The 14,387-nt window shown below is 63.7% G+C and carries 15 protein-coding genes; 7 read left to right on the top strand and 8 right to left on the bottom strand.

What is annotated here, in order from left to right; all coding sequences use genetic code 11:
• Window positions 1-180: 180 nt before the first annotated feature.
• Window positions 181-1,644 carry a MocR-like pyridoxine biosynthesis transcription factor PdxR gene (gene pdxR, locus LYSCAS_RS11195; RefSeq protein WP_213434122.1) on the bottom strand — a complete coding sequence of 488 codons (1,464 nt, stop codon included), beginning with the start codon at window positions 1,642-1,644 and terminating at the stop codon, window positions 181-183.
• A gap of 93 nt (window positions 1,645-1,737) precedes the next feature.
• On the bottom strand, window positions 1,738-2,244 hold the full coding sequence (locus tag LYSCAS_RS11190) for a hypothetical protein (protein WP_213434121.1): 507 nt from the start codon (window positions 2,242-2,244) through the stop codon (window positions 1,738-1,740).
• Between the two features lie 361 nt (window positions 2,245-2,605).
• On the opposite strand from LYSCAS_RS11190, the gene LYSCAS_RS11185 reads away from it, so the two are divergent.
• The 4 genes from LYSCAS_RS11185 to LYSCAS_RS11170 all read left to right on the top strand — a co-directional run bounded on the left by LYSCAS_RS11185 (window position 2,606) and on the right by LYSCAS_RS11170 (window position 7,192).
• The gene (locus LYSCAS_RS11185) at window positions 2,606-4,246 is read left to right on the top strand and encodes a PQQ-dependent sugar dehydrogenase (protein ID WP_213434120.1); all 1,641 of its coding nucleotides are present in this window, start codon (window positions 2,606-2,608) and stop codon (window positions 4,244-4,246) included.
• A gap of 260 nt (window positions 4,247-4,506) precedes the next feature.
• A complete protein-coding gene (locus LYSCAS_RS11180) occupies window positions 4,507-4,878 on the top strand; it encodes a BlaI/MecI/CopY family transcriptional regulator (RefSeq protein ID WP_213434119.1) in 372 nt (123 codons plus the stop codon).
• Window positions 4,865-6,076 carry a M56 family metallopeptidase gene (locus LYSCAS_RS11175; RefSeq protein WP_213434118.1) on the top strand — a complete coding sequence of 404 codons (1,212 nt, stop codon included), beginning with the start codon at window positions 4,865-4,867 and terminating at the stop codon, window positions 6,074-6,076. Before LYSCAS_RS11180 ends, LYSCAS_RS11175 begins: the two co-directional genes overlap by 14 nt.
• A gap of 156 nt (window positions 6,077-6,232) precedes the next feature.
• On the top strand, window positions 6,233-7,192 hold the full coding sequence (locus LYSCAS_RS11170; protein WP_213434117.1) for an alpha/beta fold hydrolase: 960 nt from the start codon (window positions 6,233-6,235) through the stop codon (window positions 7,190-7,192).
• Here the strand turns inward: LYSCAS_RS11170 and LYSCAS_RS11165 are convergent.
• The gene (locus LYSCAS_RS11165) at window positions 7,173-7,487 is read right to left on the bottom strand and encodes an ArsR/SmtB family transcription factor (protein ID WP_213434116.1); all 315 of its coding nucleotides are present in this window, start codon (window positions 7,485-7,487) and stop codon (window positions 7,173-7,175) included. The two genes, LYSCAS_RS11170 and LYSCAS_RS11165, sit on opposite strands and share 20 nt — an antisense overlap.
• Window positions 7,488-7,669: 182 nt before the next feature.
• The gene (locus LYSCAS_RS11160) at window positions 7,670-8,767 is read right to left on the bottom strand and encodes an acyltransferase family protein (RefSeq protein WP_213434115.1); all 1,098 of its coding nucleotides are present in this window, start codon (window positions 8,765-8,767) and stop codon (window positions 7,670-7,672) included.
• A 188-nt stretch (window positions 8,768-8,955) separates the two neighbouring features.
• Here LYSCAS_RS11160 and LYSCAS_RS11155 point away from each other — a divergent pair, with 188 nt between their 5' ends.
• A complete protein-coding gene (locus tag LYSCAS_RS11155) occupies window positions 8,956-9,429 on the top strand; it encodes a DUF3011 domain-containing protein (RefSeq protein ID WP_213434114.1) in 474 nt (157 codons plus the stop codon).
• 65 nt (window positions 9,430-9,494) lie between these two features.
• Window positions 9,495-10,364, top strand: coding sequence for a DUF2785 domain-containing protein (locus tag LYSCAS_RS11150; protein ID WP_213434113.1), 870 nt, complete (start codon window positions 9,495-9,497; stop codon window positions 10,362-10,364).
• Window positions 10,365-10,373: 9 nt separating this feature from the next.
• Here LYSCAS_RS11150 and LYSCAS_RS11145 read toward each other — a convergent pair whose 3' ends face one another.
• The gene (locus LYSCAS_RS11145; RefSeq protein WP_213434112.1) at window positions 10,374-10,805 is read right to left on the bottom strand and encodes a hypothetical protein; all 432 of its coding nucleotides are present in this window, start codon (window positions 10,803-10,805) and stop codon (window positions 10,374-10,376) included.
• Between the two features lie 192 nt (window positions 10,806-10,997).
• Here LYSCAS_RS11145 and LYSCAS_RS11140 point away from each other — a divergent pair, with 192 nt between their 5' ends.
• The gene (locus tag LYSCAS_RS11140) at window positions 10,998-11,771 is read left to right on the top strand and encodes a DUF1963 domain-containing protein (RefSeq protein ID WP_213434111.1); all 774 of its coding nucleotides are present in this window, start codon (window positions 10,998-11,000) and stop codon (window positions 11,769-11,771) included.
• Between the two features lie 4 nt (window positions 11,772-11,775).
• Here the strand turns inward: LYSCAS_RS11140 and LYSCAS_RS11135 are convergent, their stop codons facing one another.
• The 3 genes from LYSCAS_RS11135 to LYSCAS_RS11125 form a co-directional block, all read right to left on the bottom strand.
• A complete protein-coding gene (locus LYSCAS_RS11135) occupies window positions 11,776-12,243 on the bottom strand; it encodes an SRPBCC family protein (RefSeq protein ID WP_213434110.1) in 468 nt (155 codons plus the stop codon).
• A gap of 1 nt (window position 12,244) precedes the next feature.
• A complete protein-coding gene (locus LYSCAS_RS11130) occupies window positions 12,245-13,276 on the bottom strand; it encodes an alpha/beta fold hydrolase (RefSeq protein WP_213434109.1) in 1,032 nt (343 codons plus the stop codon).
• A 147-nt stretch (window positions 13,277-13,423) separates the two neighbouring features.
• Entirely contained in the window at window positions 13,424-14,371 is a 948-nt protein-coding gene (locus tag LYSCAS_RS11125) for an endo alpha-1,4 polygalactosaminidase (RefSeq protein WP_213434108.1), read from the bottom strand.
• Window positions 14,372-14,387 lie beyond the last annotated feature (16 nt).

The raw sequence follows: 14,387 nt of genomic DNA, 5'->3' as shown, positions 1-14,387 counted from the left end.
GGGCGAAGCACGCCATGCCGAATCCACTCAGCCGCACAATGCTCGAGACCAATGCCAGCTCGAGCAACTGCGCCCGCCTACAATTCCGCCATGGCGTGGGTTATGCACGCGGGAGAGACAGTGCAATGACGACTACGGGGATGCTCTGCGCAAGTCACGGCATCTGATCCTAGTTCAGGATTAGACGGCGTTGGACCGCATCATGTCGTATCGCGCATCCAGGCATTTGCCGAAGATCGACATCGCTGCACGGATCTCCTTGACCGAAAGCGCGCCGTAGGTCATGAGGATCCCTGCGCCGTCGGGCGGCACCAAATAGCAAGGGTCGATTAAGTGCATGCCCACGCCCTGCTCGTGTAAGTAGCGCTGGAACGCCGCCCCCTCTTTCGCAGCAACGTCTTTCAACCACACGAGTAAGTGGGCGCCGGCGCGCGAGTCGAAGTACGCAAGGCGACCGCGGTCAATCGCCTCGAGCGACTGCACAAGGGCTTCGCGTCGGTCGCGCAATGCCTTTGCTGCGACGCGCAGGTGGCGATCGAACGCCCCAGCTTTCATGAACGACGCCAGGGCAACCTGATCGATCGTATTGCACCCGAAGTCCAGGAGGAACTTCGCATTGATCAAATCTTGACGCAGGGCAGGCGGCATCACGATGTAGGCAAGTCGCAGCGAAGGAAACAATGTTTTTGAGAACGTTCCGACGTAGAGCACACGACCCTCGCGATCCTGCGAGCGCAAGGCGGCAAGTGGACGCATGGCATAGCGGAATTCGCCGTCGTAGTCGTCCTCGTAGATCCAACTGTCGTGGCGCTCCACATAGTCGAGCAACGCCTGTCGACGGGCCTGCGACAGGATCCCACCGGACGGGAACTGATGCGAAGGCGTCACGCACACCAGGCGCGCGCCGTCGGCCGGAAGCGCATCGGTGCAGATGCCGTCGAGATCCACCGGCGCGCCGATCAGGGATGCCCCGTGCGCCTGCAGAGCCTGGCGCGTTCCGTAGTACTGGGGCTCTTCAACGACGACAGGGGCGCCTTCGTCGACGAGGACGCGCGCAACGATTGCGAGCGCCTGCTGGGATCCACCAACGATCAGGATGTCGTCGGGCGCGGCAAGAACGCCCCGCCGGCGCGCGAGATAGTTGCAGACCGCCTCGCGCAGTGCGCCGACGCCCTGCGGACTTGGATAGTCCGGGATCGCATACAGCGCGGCCCGTGCCACTTCGCGACTCCATGCCGTTGACAACGCCGGATTCACGAGCGTCATCCCCGATTGGAAGATGTACCGGCAATTTTCGATGCGGCGAAAAGGCAAGGCGTCCCCGCTCCGGGCTTCCCGCGCTCGACCCGCGTAACGCGACGGCGGCGCGATGAAGCGCTCGGCGCGCGGGGACTTCATGGCGGCGATCTGGTGCGGCATGCGCACGAAACTGCCCGATCCAACGACGCCGTCCAGGTAGCCTTCCGTGCGGAGCTGGTCGTACGCCGAGACAATGGTTGTGCGGGACACCGCCAGTGAATCAGCCAAGTCGCGGGTAGATGGCACCCGAGTGCCGGTCGCCAACCGGCCGGACACGATCGCCGCCTTCATCGCACGGACGATCTGCGCGTTTAGCGGGCCCTGTCCGTCGAGTACCAAGTCCACGAAAACCTCCGAACGGTCTTATCGGACCGTCGCAGTATTTCCGGCTCAATACCATATCGATCGTGAGCGGACGTGACCAATCGGTTGGACGATTTACTCCAGAACGCGATCCAGCCGAAATTCCGTCTGTAATCGCCACGTCCGGCCGTCGTCTTCCAGGCAATGCGCCTGCCAGGTGAACGAGTTCCGCGCGATGTCCAGGAATCGCCAGCGTTGCGGCCGATCGTCCCAGTAACCCATCTGCACGATGCCCTCTTCCGTGCGCCGCCCCACGAGTCGGCAATGCACCCCGCGCGGGGGATTCCACCAGTCCACGCGCCACACCTCCGCGGACGGATCGAACACGCGCAGCGTCGTCCCGTGCATCCGACGCCGATAGGGGCTCACCTCTTCCGGAACGCCGGCCGGCGCAGACCACACATCTTGCACGGCACGCCCGTCGAGAACCCACGCGAAGCAGACTTCCAGCGGACCAGTCTCCTCGCCGTCGGGATGCGGATCACAATATGTGCCGCGCCATTTTCCGATTAGGCGTCCATACGTTTCGGCATGCGCTCCCAGGCTCGGGTGGGGGCTGCGGGACACCAGTTCTTCGAACATCGTTCTTCGCTCCGTCAACCCTAGCGGGCGCAGCGCGAAGCATTCTCGGCGCGCGATCGTGAGTCGAGACCAATGCATCTATCAGCATGCACGTCCAATGTCATTGTTGACATCGATTCAGCGTGTGATCGTGCCTTCACCGCCCAAGGAAGGATCGAGAATGCACACCAAAGCAACGGAAGCCGTGGTCATGCGAACGCGACGATACCCATTCCGTCCGCGCAGAGCCACATGCATGTCGTGGCCGACTCGTGGCGCCAAGTCCCTCGGCCACCTGGCCCGCATGGTGGTGTTGGTTGCGCTCCTAGCGTCACTCGCGGGCTGCCCGAGCGGGGGCGGCAGCGGCGGCCCCGGCTTCCAAGTGAGCGATGGCAACCGCGCACCGACCTTCACCTCCGCCGCGTCGGTCGCGGTGCCCGAAGACACCGCTGGCGTGTTCTACACCGCGAGCGCGAGCGACATGGATGGCAATCCGGTGACGTTCTCCTTGGTGGGCGGCGCGGATGCGGCCCAGTTCACGATCACGCGGGCGGGCGCGCTCGCGTTCGTCACGCCGCCAAACTTCGAAGCGCCCACCGATTCGGACGCCAACAATCTATACACAGTGCAGCTCGGCGCGAGCGACGGCACGTCGACCACGACGCTGCTGCTGTCCGTGACAGTAACCGACCGTGTCAGCGTGGGCTTCCGCGTTCGCCGCGTCGTTGCGGGCATGACCTCGCCCGTGTTGCTCGCCGCGGTGCCCGACAATTCTGGCCGCGTGTTCGTCGGCGAACTTGCGGGGCGCATCCGTATTCTCTCGCCGTCCACGGGGACGTTGGCGCCGGCGGATTTTCTAGACCTGCGCGGACAGCTCTCAACCGATGGCGAGCGCGGACTGCTGGGTTTCGCAACGGCGCCGGATTTCGCAGCCTCGGGCCTGTTCTACGTCTTCGTGACCGATCCGGTCGGGACAATCGAAGTGCGCCGCTATCGCACGTCGACCACCAACCGAGATCGCGCGGATCCGGCGACTCTGCAACTGGTTCTGCGCCAGCCACACCCCAGAAGCAACCACAACGGTGGCTGGCTCGGCTTTGGTCCCGACGGCATGCTGTACATCGCCATCGGCGACGGCGGCGGCTTCGGTGATCCCGACAATAAGGGGCAGGACCGCAACACTTTGCTCGGCAAGATCTTGCGGGTGGACGTCGCACGCGACCAGTTCCCGGGCGATGCGACGCGCAACTACGGCATCCCGACGGGCAATCCCTTCGCCAGCGCGGGCGGCGCGCCGGAAGTGTGGGCATTCGGGCTGCGTAATCCGTTCCGCAACAGCTTCGATCCAGCCACCGGCAATCTGTTCATCGGCGACGTGGGCGAAGACAGGATCGAAGAGATCGACATGATGCGGCCCGCCGACGCGGGCGCCAACTTTGGATGGTCGATCTTCGAGGGCACGCTTCCCTTCCGCGGCACCAACCCGGGCGGCCTGGCACCCCCGGTGGCGCAGTACATGCACGGCACCGGCACGCGCGAGGGCAACTCGGTGACCGGCGGCGTGGTGTATCGCGGCCCCGTGGATTCGTTGCGCGGGCATTACCTGTTTTCAGACTTCATTCGGCCGAATGTGTGGTCGATTCCCGTGGCAGCGATGGTGCCCAACACGACTTTGCCGAGCGCGGCGTTCACATTACGCAATGCGGACTTCGCACCGGATGCTGGCGCATTCAACAACATCGTGTATTTCGGCACCGACCAAACAGGCAACGTGTATCTCGTCGACCTAGATGGCGAGGTCTTCGTTATCGAAGCCGCACCGCCCGCCTCCGCGCCCCTGCACAGTGCGCGTGCCGGTACGACTCGCATGGCAGCCGACGCACCGTCGAGACATTTCTGCATCGAAGCCTGGAACGGACGCACCGTGCGCTGGTCCGGGGACACGATGATCCTCGGCGGCGAAGGCTTTACGTGCGTCCGGAAACACTACGAAACTCTGCGGGCGCGCATGTCTGGTGAATGATAGGGATTCTGACAAGGCCTTTGCTCGAAAACGCCCGCATTGCGGGCGTCTTTTTGCGACACCTCCACCGTCAGACCAATCACGTGCGGCCTCGTACCGTGCAACTGCCCCTTGACGGACTAGTCGGAAGCAACGCAACCCCTTCCTGAAGTGCGATCAGGCGCTGAGTCCAATGGGCCCAGAGACTCTTGAGTCCAATGCCGTTGTCGACATCGACTACGCGTGTAATCGTTCCTGCGTCGTCGACGGGACCAACGCGAATGCAAATCACGGCAGCAGAAACCGAGATCATGCGTGTGCTGTGGACCTGCCATCCGTTGTCCGCGGACGAAGTACACGCGGCACTGACCGACAGCACCGAATGGGAGGAGACGACGGTCAAGACGCTGCTCGGCCGGCTCCTCAATAAAGGGGCGATCTCCGCCGACCGCAACGGACGCCGCTACCTGTATTCCCCACGGCTGCGCAAGGACACATGGCTGTCGCAGGAATGCACCCGTTTGGTCGACAGGCTGTTCGGGGGACGCATCGCGCCGCTGGTCGCGCATTTCAGCTCGTCACAGCCACTGGGCGAGGAAGACATTGCGGCGCTCCGGCAACTGCTGGACGGGATGGGCGATGACGACCGCTGACTCCATCGATGCGCTCGCGCAGGCCACGCGTGTCCTGACGATCGGACTGGTCGTCATACTCGCGATGCGTCCGCTCGCTCGCCACGCGCTCGGCGCGCATACCTGCTATGCGCTGTGGTGGTTGGTGCCCGCTTTGATCCTCGCCGGCCTCGCGCCGCCATGGCCAGATGCGATCCATGCGTCGCATGTGGTGGCGTTCGACCTGACTCGCGCGGCACCCATGGCAAGTGCAGCACCATCCTCGCACGCGAGCGCGCTTATATTCTTGGCATGGCTGCTCGGCACCGCGACCATGGCCTGGTTGCTTTGGAAACGGCAGCTTGCATACGAGCGTTCGCTGGGCGTGCTGCGGCGGCGCGGTTGCACATGGATCAGCGACTGCGACGGTACGACGCCGTCCGTACTCGGCGCGCTGACCCCGCGCATGGTGCTTCCGAGCGATTTCCGCACGCGGTTCGGACGCCAAGAACGGCGCCTGATCCTTGCCCACGAACGCATTCATATCCAGAGAGGCGATCTCCTCGCGAACGCGGCGATCGCGATAGTGCGGTGCCTCTTCTGGTTTCATCCCCTAGTCCACCATGCCGCGGCGCGCATGCGTCTGGACCAGGAGGTCGCGTGCGACGCCATCGTCGTCGCGCGTCATCCCGATTCGCGACGCACGTACGGCGAAGCGATGCTCAAGACCCTGTCGCACGCACAGCCGGCACCACTTGGCGCGCACTGGGGCAACCCACATCCCATCAAGGAACGAATCCAAATGCTCACCCAACATGCTCCGCGGCGCTCAAGCCGCATCCTCGGCGCTGCGCTCCTCGGCGCGATCTGCTCGACCACGATGCTCGCCTCGTGGGCAACTGCGCCGTCGGCTTCGTCCGCCGAGAACTTCACTGCTCATGTCGTACTAGATTTCGCAAACGGCGCACACAAGGACCTGAAGCTCCGACAATCGTTCGGCAAGTCATTCACCATCAAGTCGGACGAAGGCGGCACGCCCTTCGCGCTTGCCGGTACGGTGACGAAGAACGCGGAAGGCCGCTATGACCTGCGGGCCGAGATCCGCGAGGGCGATACCGTCGCCGCCGCGCCGCACCTGGTGACGGCCCGAGGCAAGCCAGCGCGAATCCGCGTTGGAAACATAAACGCGTCCGGCGCATTCCATGGAACGACCGTGGCGATCACGTTTACCGCACGCTGATACGCGGTCCGAGCCGGAGGTCGCAAACGCGATGCCCGGCTTCGCACGCCAGCTGCGCACCACGCTCGCGTGACCATTTCGTGTCTTGTCAACGAAGACCACTCCGCCACGCATGCAGCGAAGATAGACATCGACCCTTCGACCCCGAGTGCAAGCATGCGAGCTCTGCTCCTCTTCTTCCTACTCCTGCCGATTTCATTGCGTGCCGCAAATCTGGCGCCGGGTGCGCAAGAATTGGTTGTGTCTGATGGGACACGCTTGCACCTCGTTGTAGGCGGGGCCGGCCCGCCGTGCATATTCATCCACGGGGGACCAGGCCAAGGGTTCGCGTCGTTCCGCCAATTGCGCGGCGCTTCACTCGAGTCACTGGCGACGATGATTTACCTCGACCAACGTGGCTCTGGACACTCTGGCAGTGCGCTCGATTACCACCTTTCCCGGCTGGAGGCCGACATCGACGAGGTCCGGCGCCACTTCGGCCTCCCGAAGGTGTGTCTGGTCGCGCATTCCTTTGGCGGAATAATCGCGGTGAACTATGCGGCGCACCATCCAGATCGGGTATTCGCCCTCGTGCTCGTCAACGCTTTATTGCAGTTCCGCGGCCCCTCCATCCAGCGCATGCAGATCGACTACGCAAACGGACTCCTGGGCACTCACATCGCACCCGATTCGCGTGACGGGCCCGATGCACTAAAGAAAGCGCACCTCGCAGCGCGCGACGCGCTGATGAAATCCGGTTACGGCTACCGTTTCCTTACCGATGATCCAGCGTCCTTGCAGAAGTTGATCCAGGCCGACGATAGCTATGCTCGTAATCACGACTTCGGCCAGGCCGTCATTGACCGGCCGGAAGAGTTCTCCGAGTACTACCGTGACCATGCACTCTTGTCGCAAGAGGTTCGGACGCCGACGCTGATCATCGCTGGCACGCGCGATCATGCCGTCGGGCCTGAAGAACACATGCGATTCCGTTTCTCATGCGCGCAGGTGCAGCAGATCGATGGAGGACACCTCCTCTATTTCGAAGCGTCACGGCTGTTCCAGGGCGCCGTGCAGAGCTTCCTAGCGCAGCGCCAGACTCCAGCCCAGCGGTCGATCAGGGAGGTGCGCTGCTAACGGGCTTGCCCGTTGCTTCGGTTTGCACGGCCAACGCCGCGTTGGCCTCCGGATCAACCGCGATGGTGCGCAGCCGAAGCACGACGTCGCGCAATTCCGGCGAGATGCATGCATACCGCTTCGCAGCACCCTTCCGGCGAACAGCGCGAATCCATCCGAACTGCTGGAGGCGGCGAACGTGCTGGTACATGTAAGGCCGCGCCATCTGTACGTGGCGTAACAACTCGGACACCGTCAGCTCGCCGCCCTCGGCGATCAAGTACAACACGCGAAAGCGGTCGAGGTTCTTGAGCATCAGCAGGACACGACTGCCGGCGATCTCTTCGTGTGCCGATTGTTGTGTCAGTTGAATTGACTGGGGGACCAAGAACGCTCGCCTTCGCGTGGGTGTTTCGCAAGTGTGGGACGACCCTTCGCGCGCGCGAAGGCCAATCACCGTGGCGGGCAACGAGCCATTAGGCTGCAGATGCCAAACACCTACGTGGAATCAACCTGAGGTTCCGACACGACGCCGACGTGACCTTGTTGCGCTTCACGACGAGGCGCTCCCTTTAGCGCCAGCATCGGCGACTCGATCAAATGCCACGACAGCATCGCCAGGGGTAACGATGCGATACCCGCAAGCGCCATCACCAGGAGTGGGCTTGCGCCAGGAACAGTCGCCACCACAACCTGTTGAATCGGGTACGCATACACGTATATCCCGTACGAATAATCACCGAGCGCGTTGAATCTCCGGATCGGACCTGACGGTACGTACGCAAGCCAAAGCACGATGTACGGCACCAAGAGCGGGTACACGAAGAAGAACCACTGTGGCTGCGCAACGACAATTGCCACAAGGGCGCAGGCACCGACGAGGAATCGTGGCGCAAGACTGATACGGTGACGGCATATCCACGCCACTGCACCGCTGGAGAACAGATAAAAAAGGCGGAAGGTCTGGTAGTGGGCATAGCCTGCCCTCATCCCCCATAACCACCCAAGCAGCATCAAGATGGCCACGCAAACTAGCAATCTCGCGAGCGCCGCTGCGGGCTCGGGCTTGGCACGACGACACAGCCAGTACAGAAGCGCGACGAGCGCGTAGCAGCGAATCTCGAACGGCAGTGTCCAGATCGAACCATTCATCATGAACGGAACGTGGTTCGACTCGAACACACCCGGCAATTTGTAACGAACCCCGGCAACGATCGTCGCGTTCTTGACGATAAAGGTCCACACCTCGTCGTCCAAGAAGTAGTCGGTAAGCGAGAGCGTTGTCATTGCCGCGCCAAGCACAAGCGCCGTTAGCACTGCCATGGCAGCCAGCGCCGGAAAGATACGTAACGCACGTGCGCGCAGGAATGACGTACTGACGCCGAGGCGCATGAGGCTGCCCGTGACCAGGAAACCGCTCGTCACGAAAAAGGCATCGACCCCAATGCCACCCAGCGTGTATCCGATTCGCGAGAACGGCTCCCCTGACCCTACCAGGGGAAAGCTATGGCTGATCAGCACTGCATACGCAGCGATGAGCCGTATCAAGTTGAAGTTGTTGTCACGACCGAACGATCGGTCGCCAAGATAAGACATCGGCATCCTGCGAACCCGTTGGCGCCTATGAGTTGGCGCAGGAAACTACGTGAGCCGGCTCGCTTGCTTGGGGCCAATGGACCGGCCTGCAGCATTGCAATTGGCCTCATTGCTGAAATGGGGGACGACTAGCTTCTTAGCGCCTTTTCCCTGCACGCGTCGGCGCGCGGACAACCTGGTTGCAAAGAATGAAAATCCGTCTACCGGCTGCCTTTCTGGTTGCAGCCATGTGCTCATCGCCGTGCTTTGCGCAGCAAGTGATCGATTGCGCATCCAGCGATGCAACCCTTGCGCATTGCCCAATCGATGCCAGCGGCGGCGCCTTCCTTCAACAGCAGCACAGTCGCGCCGCCTGCGTGCAGGGTTCGACTTGGGGATTCGACCGCAACGGCATCTGGGTGACGGGGGGCTGCCGTGCGACCTTCCTGGTCGGCGCGCCGCGTCATTCGCGCGTTGCAGAGCGCAATTCAGCGATTGCGGCAGCAGCTCTGCTGGCAGGGGCTTTTATGTGGTCGGCGCGGCAGCGTCGTAGCACCGATGCGCCGGAGTCCGCAGCGCCCGAGACCTTCGAACAAGGCTGCTCGGCCGCCCGCGCCTCGAGCGGCTTGCCGGCGAACGCCAGCGCTGCATTCAGGCGCGGATTCGCTGCCTGCAAGGATTGATCCTCCATGCGTATCCTTGTAATTGCATGCCCGGTCCTGACGCTGCATACGCGACCCAGTCACCCATGACCCATTCCCCGTGGGGTCGGGCCCTGCCGCTCGTCATTCTCCTTCCGCTTCTCTGGCCGCAAGCAGCGCCCGCGTTCGACGGCGCCTGCCAGGCTTCCGCTGCCCCGTCAGCCACCAAGGTGCGCGATGGGACCCAGAACATCCTGTCTGTTGACCTTCGCGCGCTGGTCGCGTGCCTCGGCGATCCTGATCCGGCCTTGCGCGACGACGTCGCCTATCGCGCGCTCGCACTCTTCGCATCATCCAGCAAAGCGAGCCCGGACCTGTTGCGTGGGTTGCTGGGCGATTTGATGCCGATTGCCGAGGAATCCGACGGCAACTCGCTGGCGCGCTCTTTCGCAATCCTGACGCTGGCCGAACTGGTGCGGCGCGACGCTCGCGCGGCGTGGATGACGGAGCGCGAGCGTGCACGCGTGGTCGCGAGTGCGGGGAGCTTCATGGGGAGCGTGGATGACTACCGGGGATTCGACGAGACCACGGGTTGGCATCATTCCGTCGCCCATGGGGCCGACCTGATCGCCACCCTTGCGAGCGATCCCAATGTCGATGCGGATCTGCTGCGGAGACTGCTGACACCACTGGCTTCCCAGGTTGTTCCCGAGGAGCAGGTCTTCTATGTGCACGGCGAAGCCGAGCGACTCGCCGCCGCCGCCGTCTCCCTGCGTCGAAGGGGGCTGATCAGCCACCCGGCATGGCTCGTCTGGCTGGACACGCTTCAGCAGAAGGTGCTTGCCATCCGGAAGCCGGGCGCGATGGGACTGTACCTTTCCCGTCGCCACAACCTGCGCTTGTTCAAGGCGGAGTTGCTTCTGTCTGGTCGCGGGTGGTTTGCCCTGGATCCCGACCGGGTATTCCAGTGGGACTGAAAAAGCGGCTTAACCGCGAAGGGCGCGTCGGACGATCCACGCGATAGGCAACCCGACGAGCACGACGTGCGCGAACAGCGAGCGCGCAATCGATGCCGGATCCGCCGGAAGCACGAAAGGCGCCGCGGACGCGGGCACGATGACGTACTGCATCGCCATCCAGCTCCCGACGCCGAAGGCCGCGGCGGACGCGACGATGTGCTCGACGAGGAAGCGCCAGCGCTGCGCCGCCGCGTAGTAGACGAACGCCATGCCGACGGCGATCGCCAGGTGGCAAGCCAGGCCGAACGCTGCGATGGGAAGCCCGCCTTCGAACGCCGGCTTGCCCAGTACGCCACTGGCGATTGCCTGCAGCATGCGCGCGGGCGAGCGACCCTGCGAGAGGACGAGCCCGATCGCATAGGCGATATCGAACGCGCCGGCGAGCAATCCGGCGGACACGACCCATGGCAACGGAGATCTGCGTGCGCCCATCGAAGTTGGCTCCCGGTTGGAGGGGCCAGTATCCGCAGGCATCGACCTGCGACCATGGCCAATCCCGGCGCGAATCCACGGGGCCATCGCGCTTGGTTGCTCCTTTCGGGATCGATGCGCGCCGAGTATCGTGACGCCTCCCAACCTCGAATCGACGCCATGTTCGGTTGGTTCCGGCGACGCAAGCCCCTCTCGCTCCCCCAGCTCGAAGCGCTGGCCGACCGCCAGGCGCGGCTGGCCGTCCATCTTCGCTCCGCCGAGCCACCGCAAGGGCGGAGTCGCCTCGGCGGGCGCCCCCCACTGCCGCCCGACACGCCTTGGCCCGTCGACGCCGGCGTGCCGATGGTGTGCCTCGGCACCCTCGACCTCGACGAAATCGCCGCGCTGGGCGTGTTGCCCTGGTTGCCGCAAGAAGGCCAGCTGCTGTTCTTCTGCAACCCCGAGACCGACGGTGAGGACGGCACGCTGCCTTGTTGCGTGCTGCATGCGCCGCAGCCGGGGACCGGGGCATCCGAAGCAACACCTGATGACACCCGTATCCGCCCCTTGGTGGCGCGAGCGTTCGCCTCCTTGCCGTCTCGAGAACGCCTCGAGCGCGAAGCGGGTCCCTTCACCAGCTACCGTGAACACATCGGAGACTACGAAGCGTTGCTCAATGCGCGCTTCGGCGGACAGTTGCGCCACCAGGTGGGCGGCTATCCTGCGGTTGTCCAGTACGACGACATGGAGCGACTCTGCGCAGAGCGCACGAACGCGAAGTTCGGCACGATGCAATCGCCGCCCGACGACTGGTGTCTTCTGCTCCAGGTAGATGGCGAGGACGATCGCCTGCTGCCCTGGACCGACTGGGGCACGTTCTACTTCTGGATCGAACGCACGGCCGCCGAACGGAGCGACTTCCGGAACGTGCAACTCCTGTTCCAGACAACCTGAATCGTCAGGCGAATTCGCGCTCGGCGATCGCCGCGGTCTGACCTCGCGCGTGCAGCAACACGCAGCGCCGGCGGAAGCCTTCGGCTTCCTCCTGCATGTACTCGCGCGTGAGCCGCCCCAGCCTGCGCGCCACGAGGCCCCCAAGCAGTCCTTCAAAGTGCACGTCCTGGCGCAGCGTGCACCCATCCGACGTCGGATCGAGTCGGTGCATCGCACGCACGCGCACGCCGGGATACCGCGATTCCCAAGTGAAATCGCATCCCGGCGTGCATGACGTCACCGTCCACGTCGCCGGCCGGAGGTGGGGCTGCCTGATGCGCACGCGCGCCCCCACGACCAGGTGCGTACCAACCTCCAGGTCTACCGACTCCATGGTCTGTGTCCACTCGGGCCAGGCCCGCACGTCCGACAGCACCTGCCACGCGACGAGTATCGGGACGCGCACGTGTTCGGTCACGGTGTGATGGCGCATGTCAGCGGGTTTCCTGCGGCGCACCCGCCTGGGAAGCAGTGCAATCGCGAGTCCATCCCGGCAACTGCTCCAACATGAAGCGTGCGAAGGACTCGGGTTCCTCGTACGGCGGGTTGTGCGCGGACCCCGGGAATGCGACCCAGCGCTTGCAGGGCGCATCCATCGCGTCGAAATACGTGCGCGCCACTGCAGTCGAGGTGACGTGGTCGTGGTCGCCCAGCAGGAACGCCACCGGCATGTCCCAAGGCCCCTGCACCGGCAATCGGAAGTCGCGGATTCCGGGCCAGAGGGCATCTAGCGAGACGTGGTTCCCGCGACCGAACAAGACCAGGTCGGGGATGCCGATCTTGTTGTCCTTCATCGCGGTGAACAGGAGCGTGCGAGTGCGCATCGGCTGGTGGAACGCGCCACCGAAGCGCTCGACCCACTTGCGCGAGACCAGCATCGCGTCGACATCGTGGGGCGGCGGTCCGATGCGATCCAAGGCCTTGAGCGCCTTCGCGTCCCCCGCGGCGACCGCGGAATCCCGGGCCCATTGCCAGCCCTCGCGCTCGGACGCCGGGACGTCGACCATCGGCCCGATCGCCACGTACGCCGCGATGCGCTCCGGATGTTCGCGCACGTAGAGCGCCGCGGGAATCGTGCCCCAAGAATGCGCCAGCAGGACCACCTTGTCCTGCTTGTACTTGCGCGTGAGAAGAGACACGAGTTCGCCCAGGTCGGAGACGAACTGCGGGATGTCGAGCGTCTGCCGCGGCATGCCCGGCGGCAGGGACCGCCCGGTGCCGCGCTGCTCCCAGTAGACCACCTGGTACGCGCTTTCCAGTTGGGGGACGTACTGCCGGTAAAGCGGATTCTCGTTGACGCCCGGACCGCCGTGCACGATCACGAGCAACGGCGCATTGGCCGGCCCGCGCACGAGTACGTGCTGCCGGATGCCGCCGATGACCAGCGAGGCTTCGAATTCCGATGGCACGTTCGGCAGGAAGCGCGCCGACGCTGGTGCAACGGCGAAGAGCATCGCCAGTGCCACGCAACCTGCAACTAATCGCACACGATGCAGCCAGCGCATCAGTCCCGCTCCGCTTCCTTGAAGTGACGAAGCGTAGTGCCAATCGCGCCGCTTGCGACGCGATTGGCACGCCCGCAAGGCGCAGGATTTGGACCCGCGCCCGCGATTTCACCAGCCAACGGCCGTTGAACACGGCATGCGCCCGCCGTTGTTCCGCAAGCCCAGCTTGAATCGCGTCGTGTTGAACCGGTTCTTCGTGGAATTGGTGCAGATGCTGTTCCACTTCGTGCTCGTGTAGCCCTTGTACTCCGCGATGAACACGGCCTTGTTCCGTTGCACATACAGCTGCAGGCCGGGCACCTCGTCGTCGAGATAGGGGTCGTACGGGTTCGTGCACTCGTTGTACTGGAAGCACTCTTCGTTCAACGTCCAGTCGAAGTCATCGACCAGGTCGCGCACCTGGATGAGGTCGCCCTTCTGGCCGATGGAAAGGCCAAGCTCGTGCGCCCACCGCGCCAACGCCTTGTTGTAGTTCAACTGGTCCTGGTAGGTGATCGGAAAGCCGGTGTCGTTCTCCCAACCATCGATCTCGTCGGGTTCGATGGCATCGAAGCCCTTGTCTTTGCAGACCTGCATGCGCGCTTTCATGATCGGCTCGAGCTCGTCCACGCGGCGAACATCGAGCCAGAACGAGTCGTTCCAGCCCTCATCCGCGTTACCCCAGATCCGGGGCGACAGCGCCTGGAAGCGATAGGCATCGGTGCGATAGGACTCGTACACGCCCGCGTCGAAGTAGCAGATGACCTTCTTCCCCTTGCCGTGAAGGTAGGCGACGGTGGCGGCGGAGTTCATTTCCCCGTCGATGTCGTACACGTTCGGTTCCGGCAGCGCATTTCCATTCATGTCTCGCAGCCCCATTTGCGTCGGACTGGTGACGTCCAGCGCTCCTTCGAGGACCCAGTGCAATGCAATGCGTTGGGTCGCGGTTGGCTTCCACCAATCGATGGATTGCGCGTGGAGGTGCTGCACCGCGCCGAACCCGACGCCAACCGTGAGGACGAGAATCAAGGTTGCACTCTTCAGCCGGCGCGCGAACTTGGTATTCCGAAGTTGCATGGAGTCAGTACCTGTT

The sequence above is a fragment of the Noviluteimonas caseinilytica genome (genome assembly GCF_018406605.1).
Taxonomy (GTDB): Bacteria; Pseudomonadota; Gammaproteobacteria; order Xanthomonadales; family Xanthomonadaceae; genus Noviluteimonas; species Noviluteimonas caseinilytica.
The sequence above is the reverse complement of the archived record's forward strand: the minus strand, read 5'-3'. Positions and strand labels throughout refer to the sequence as shown.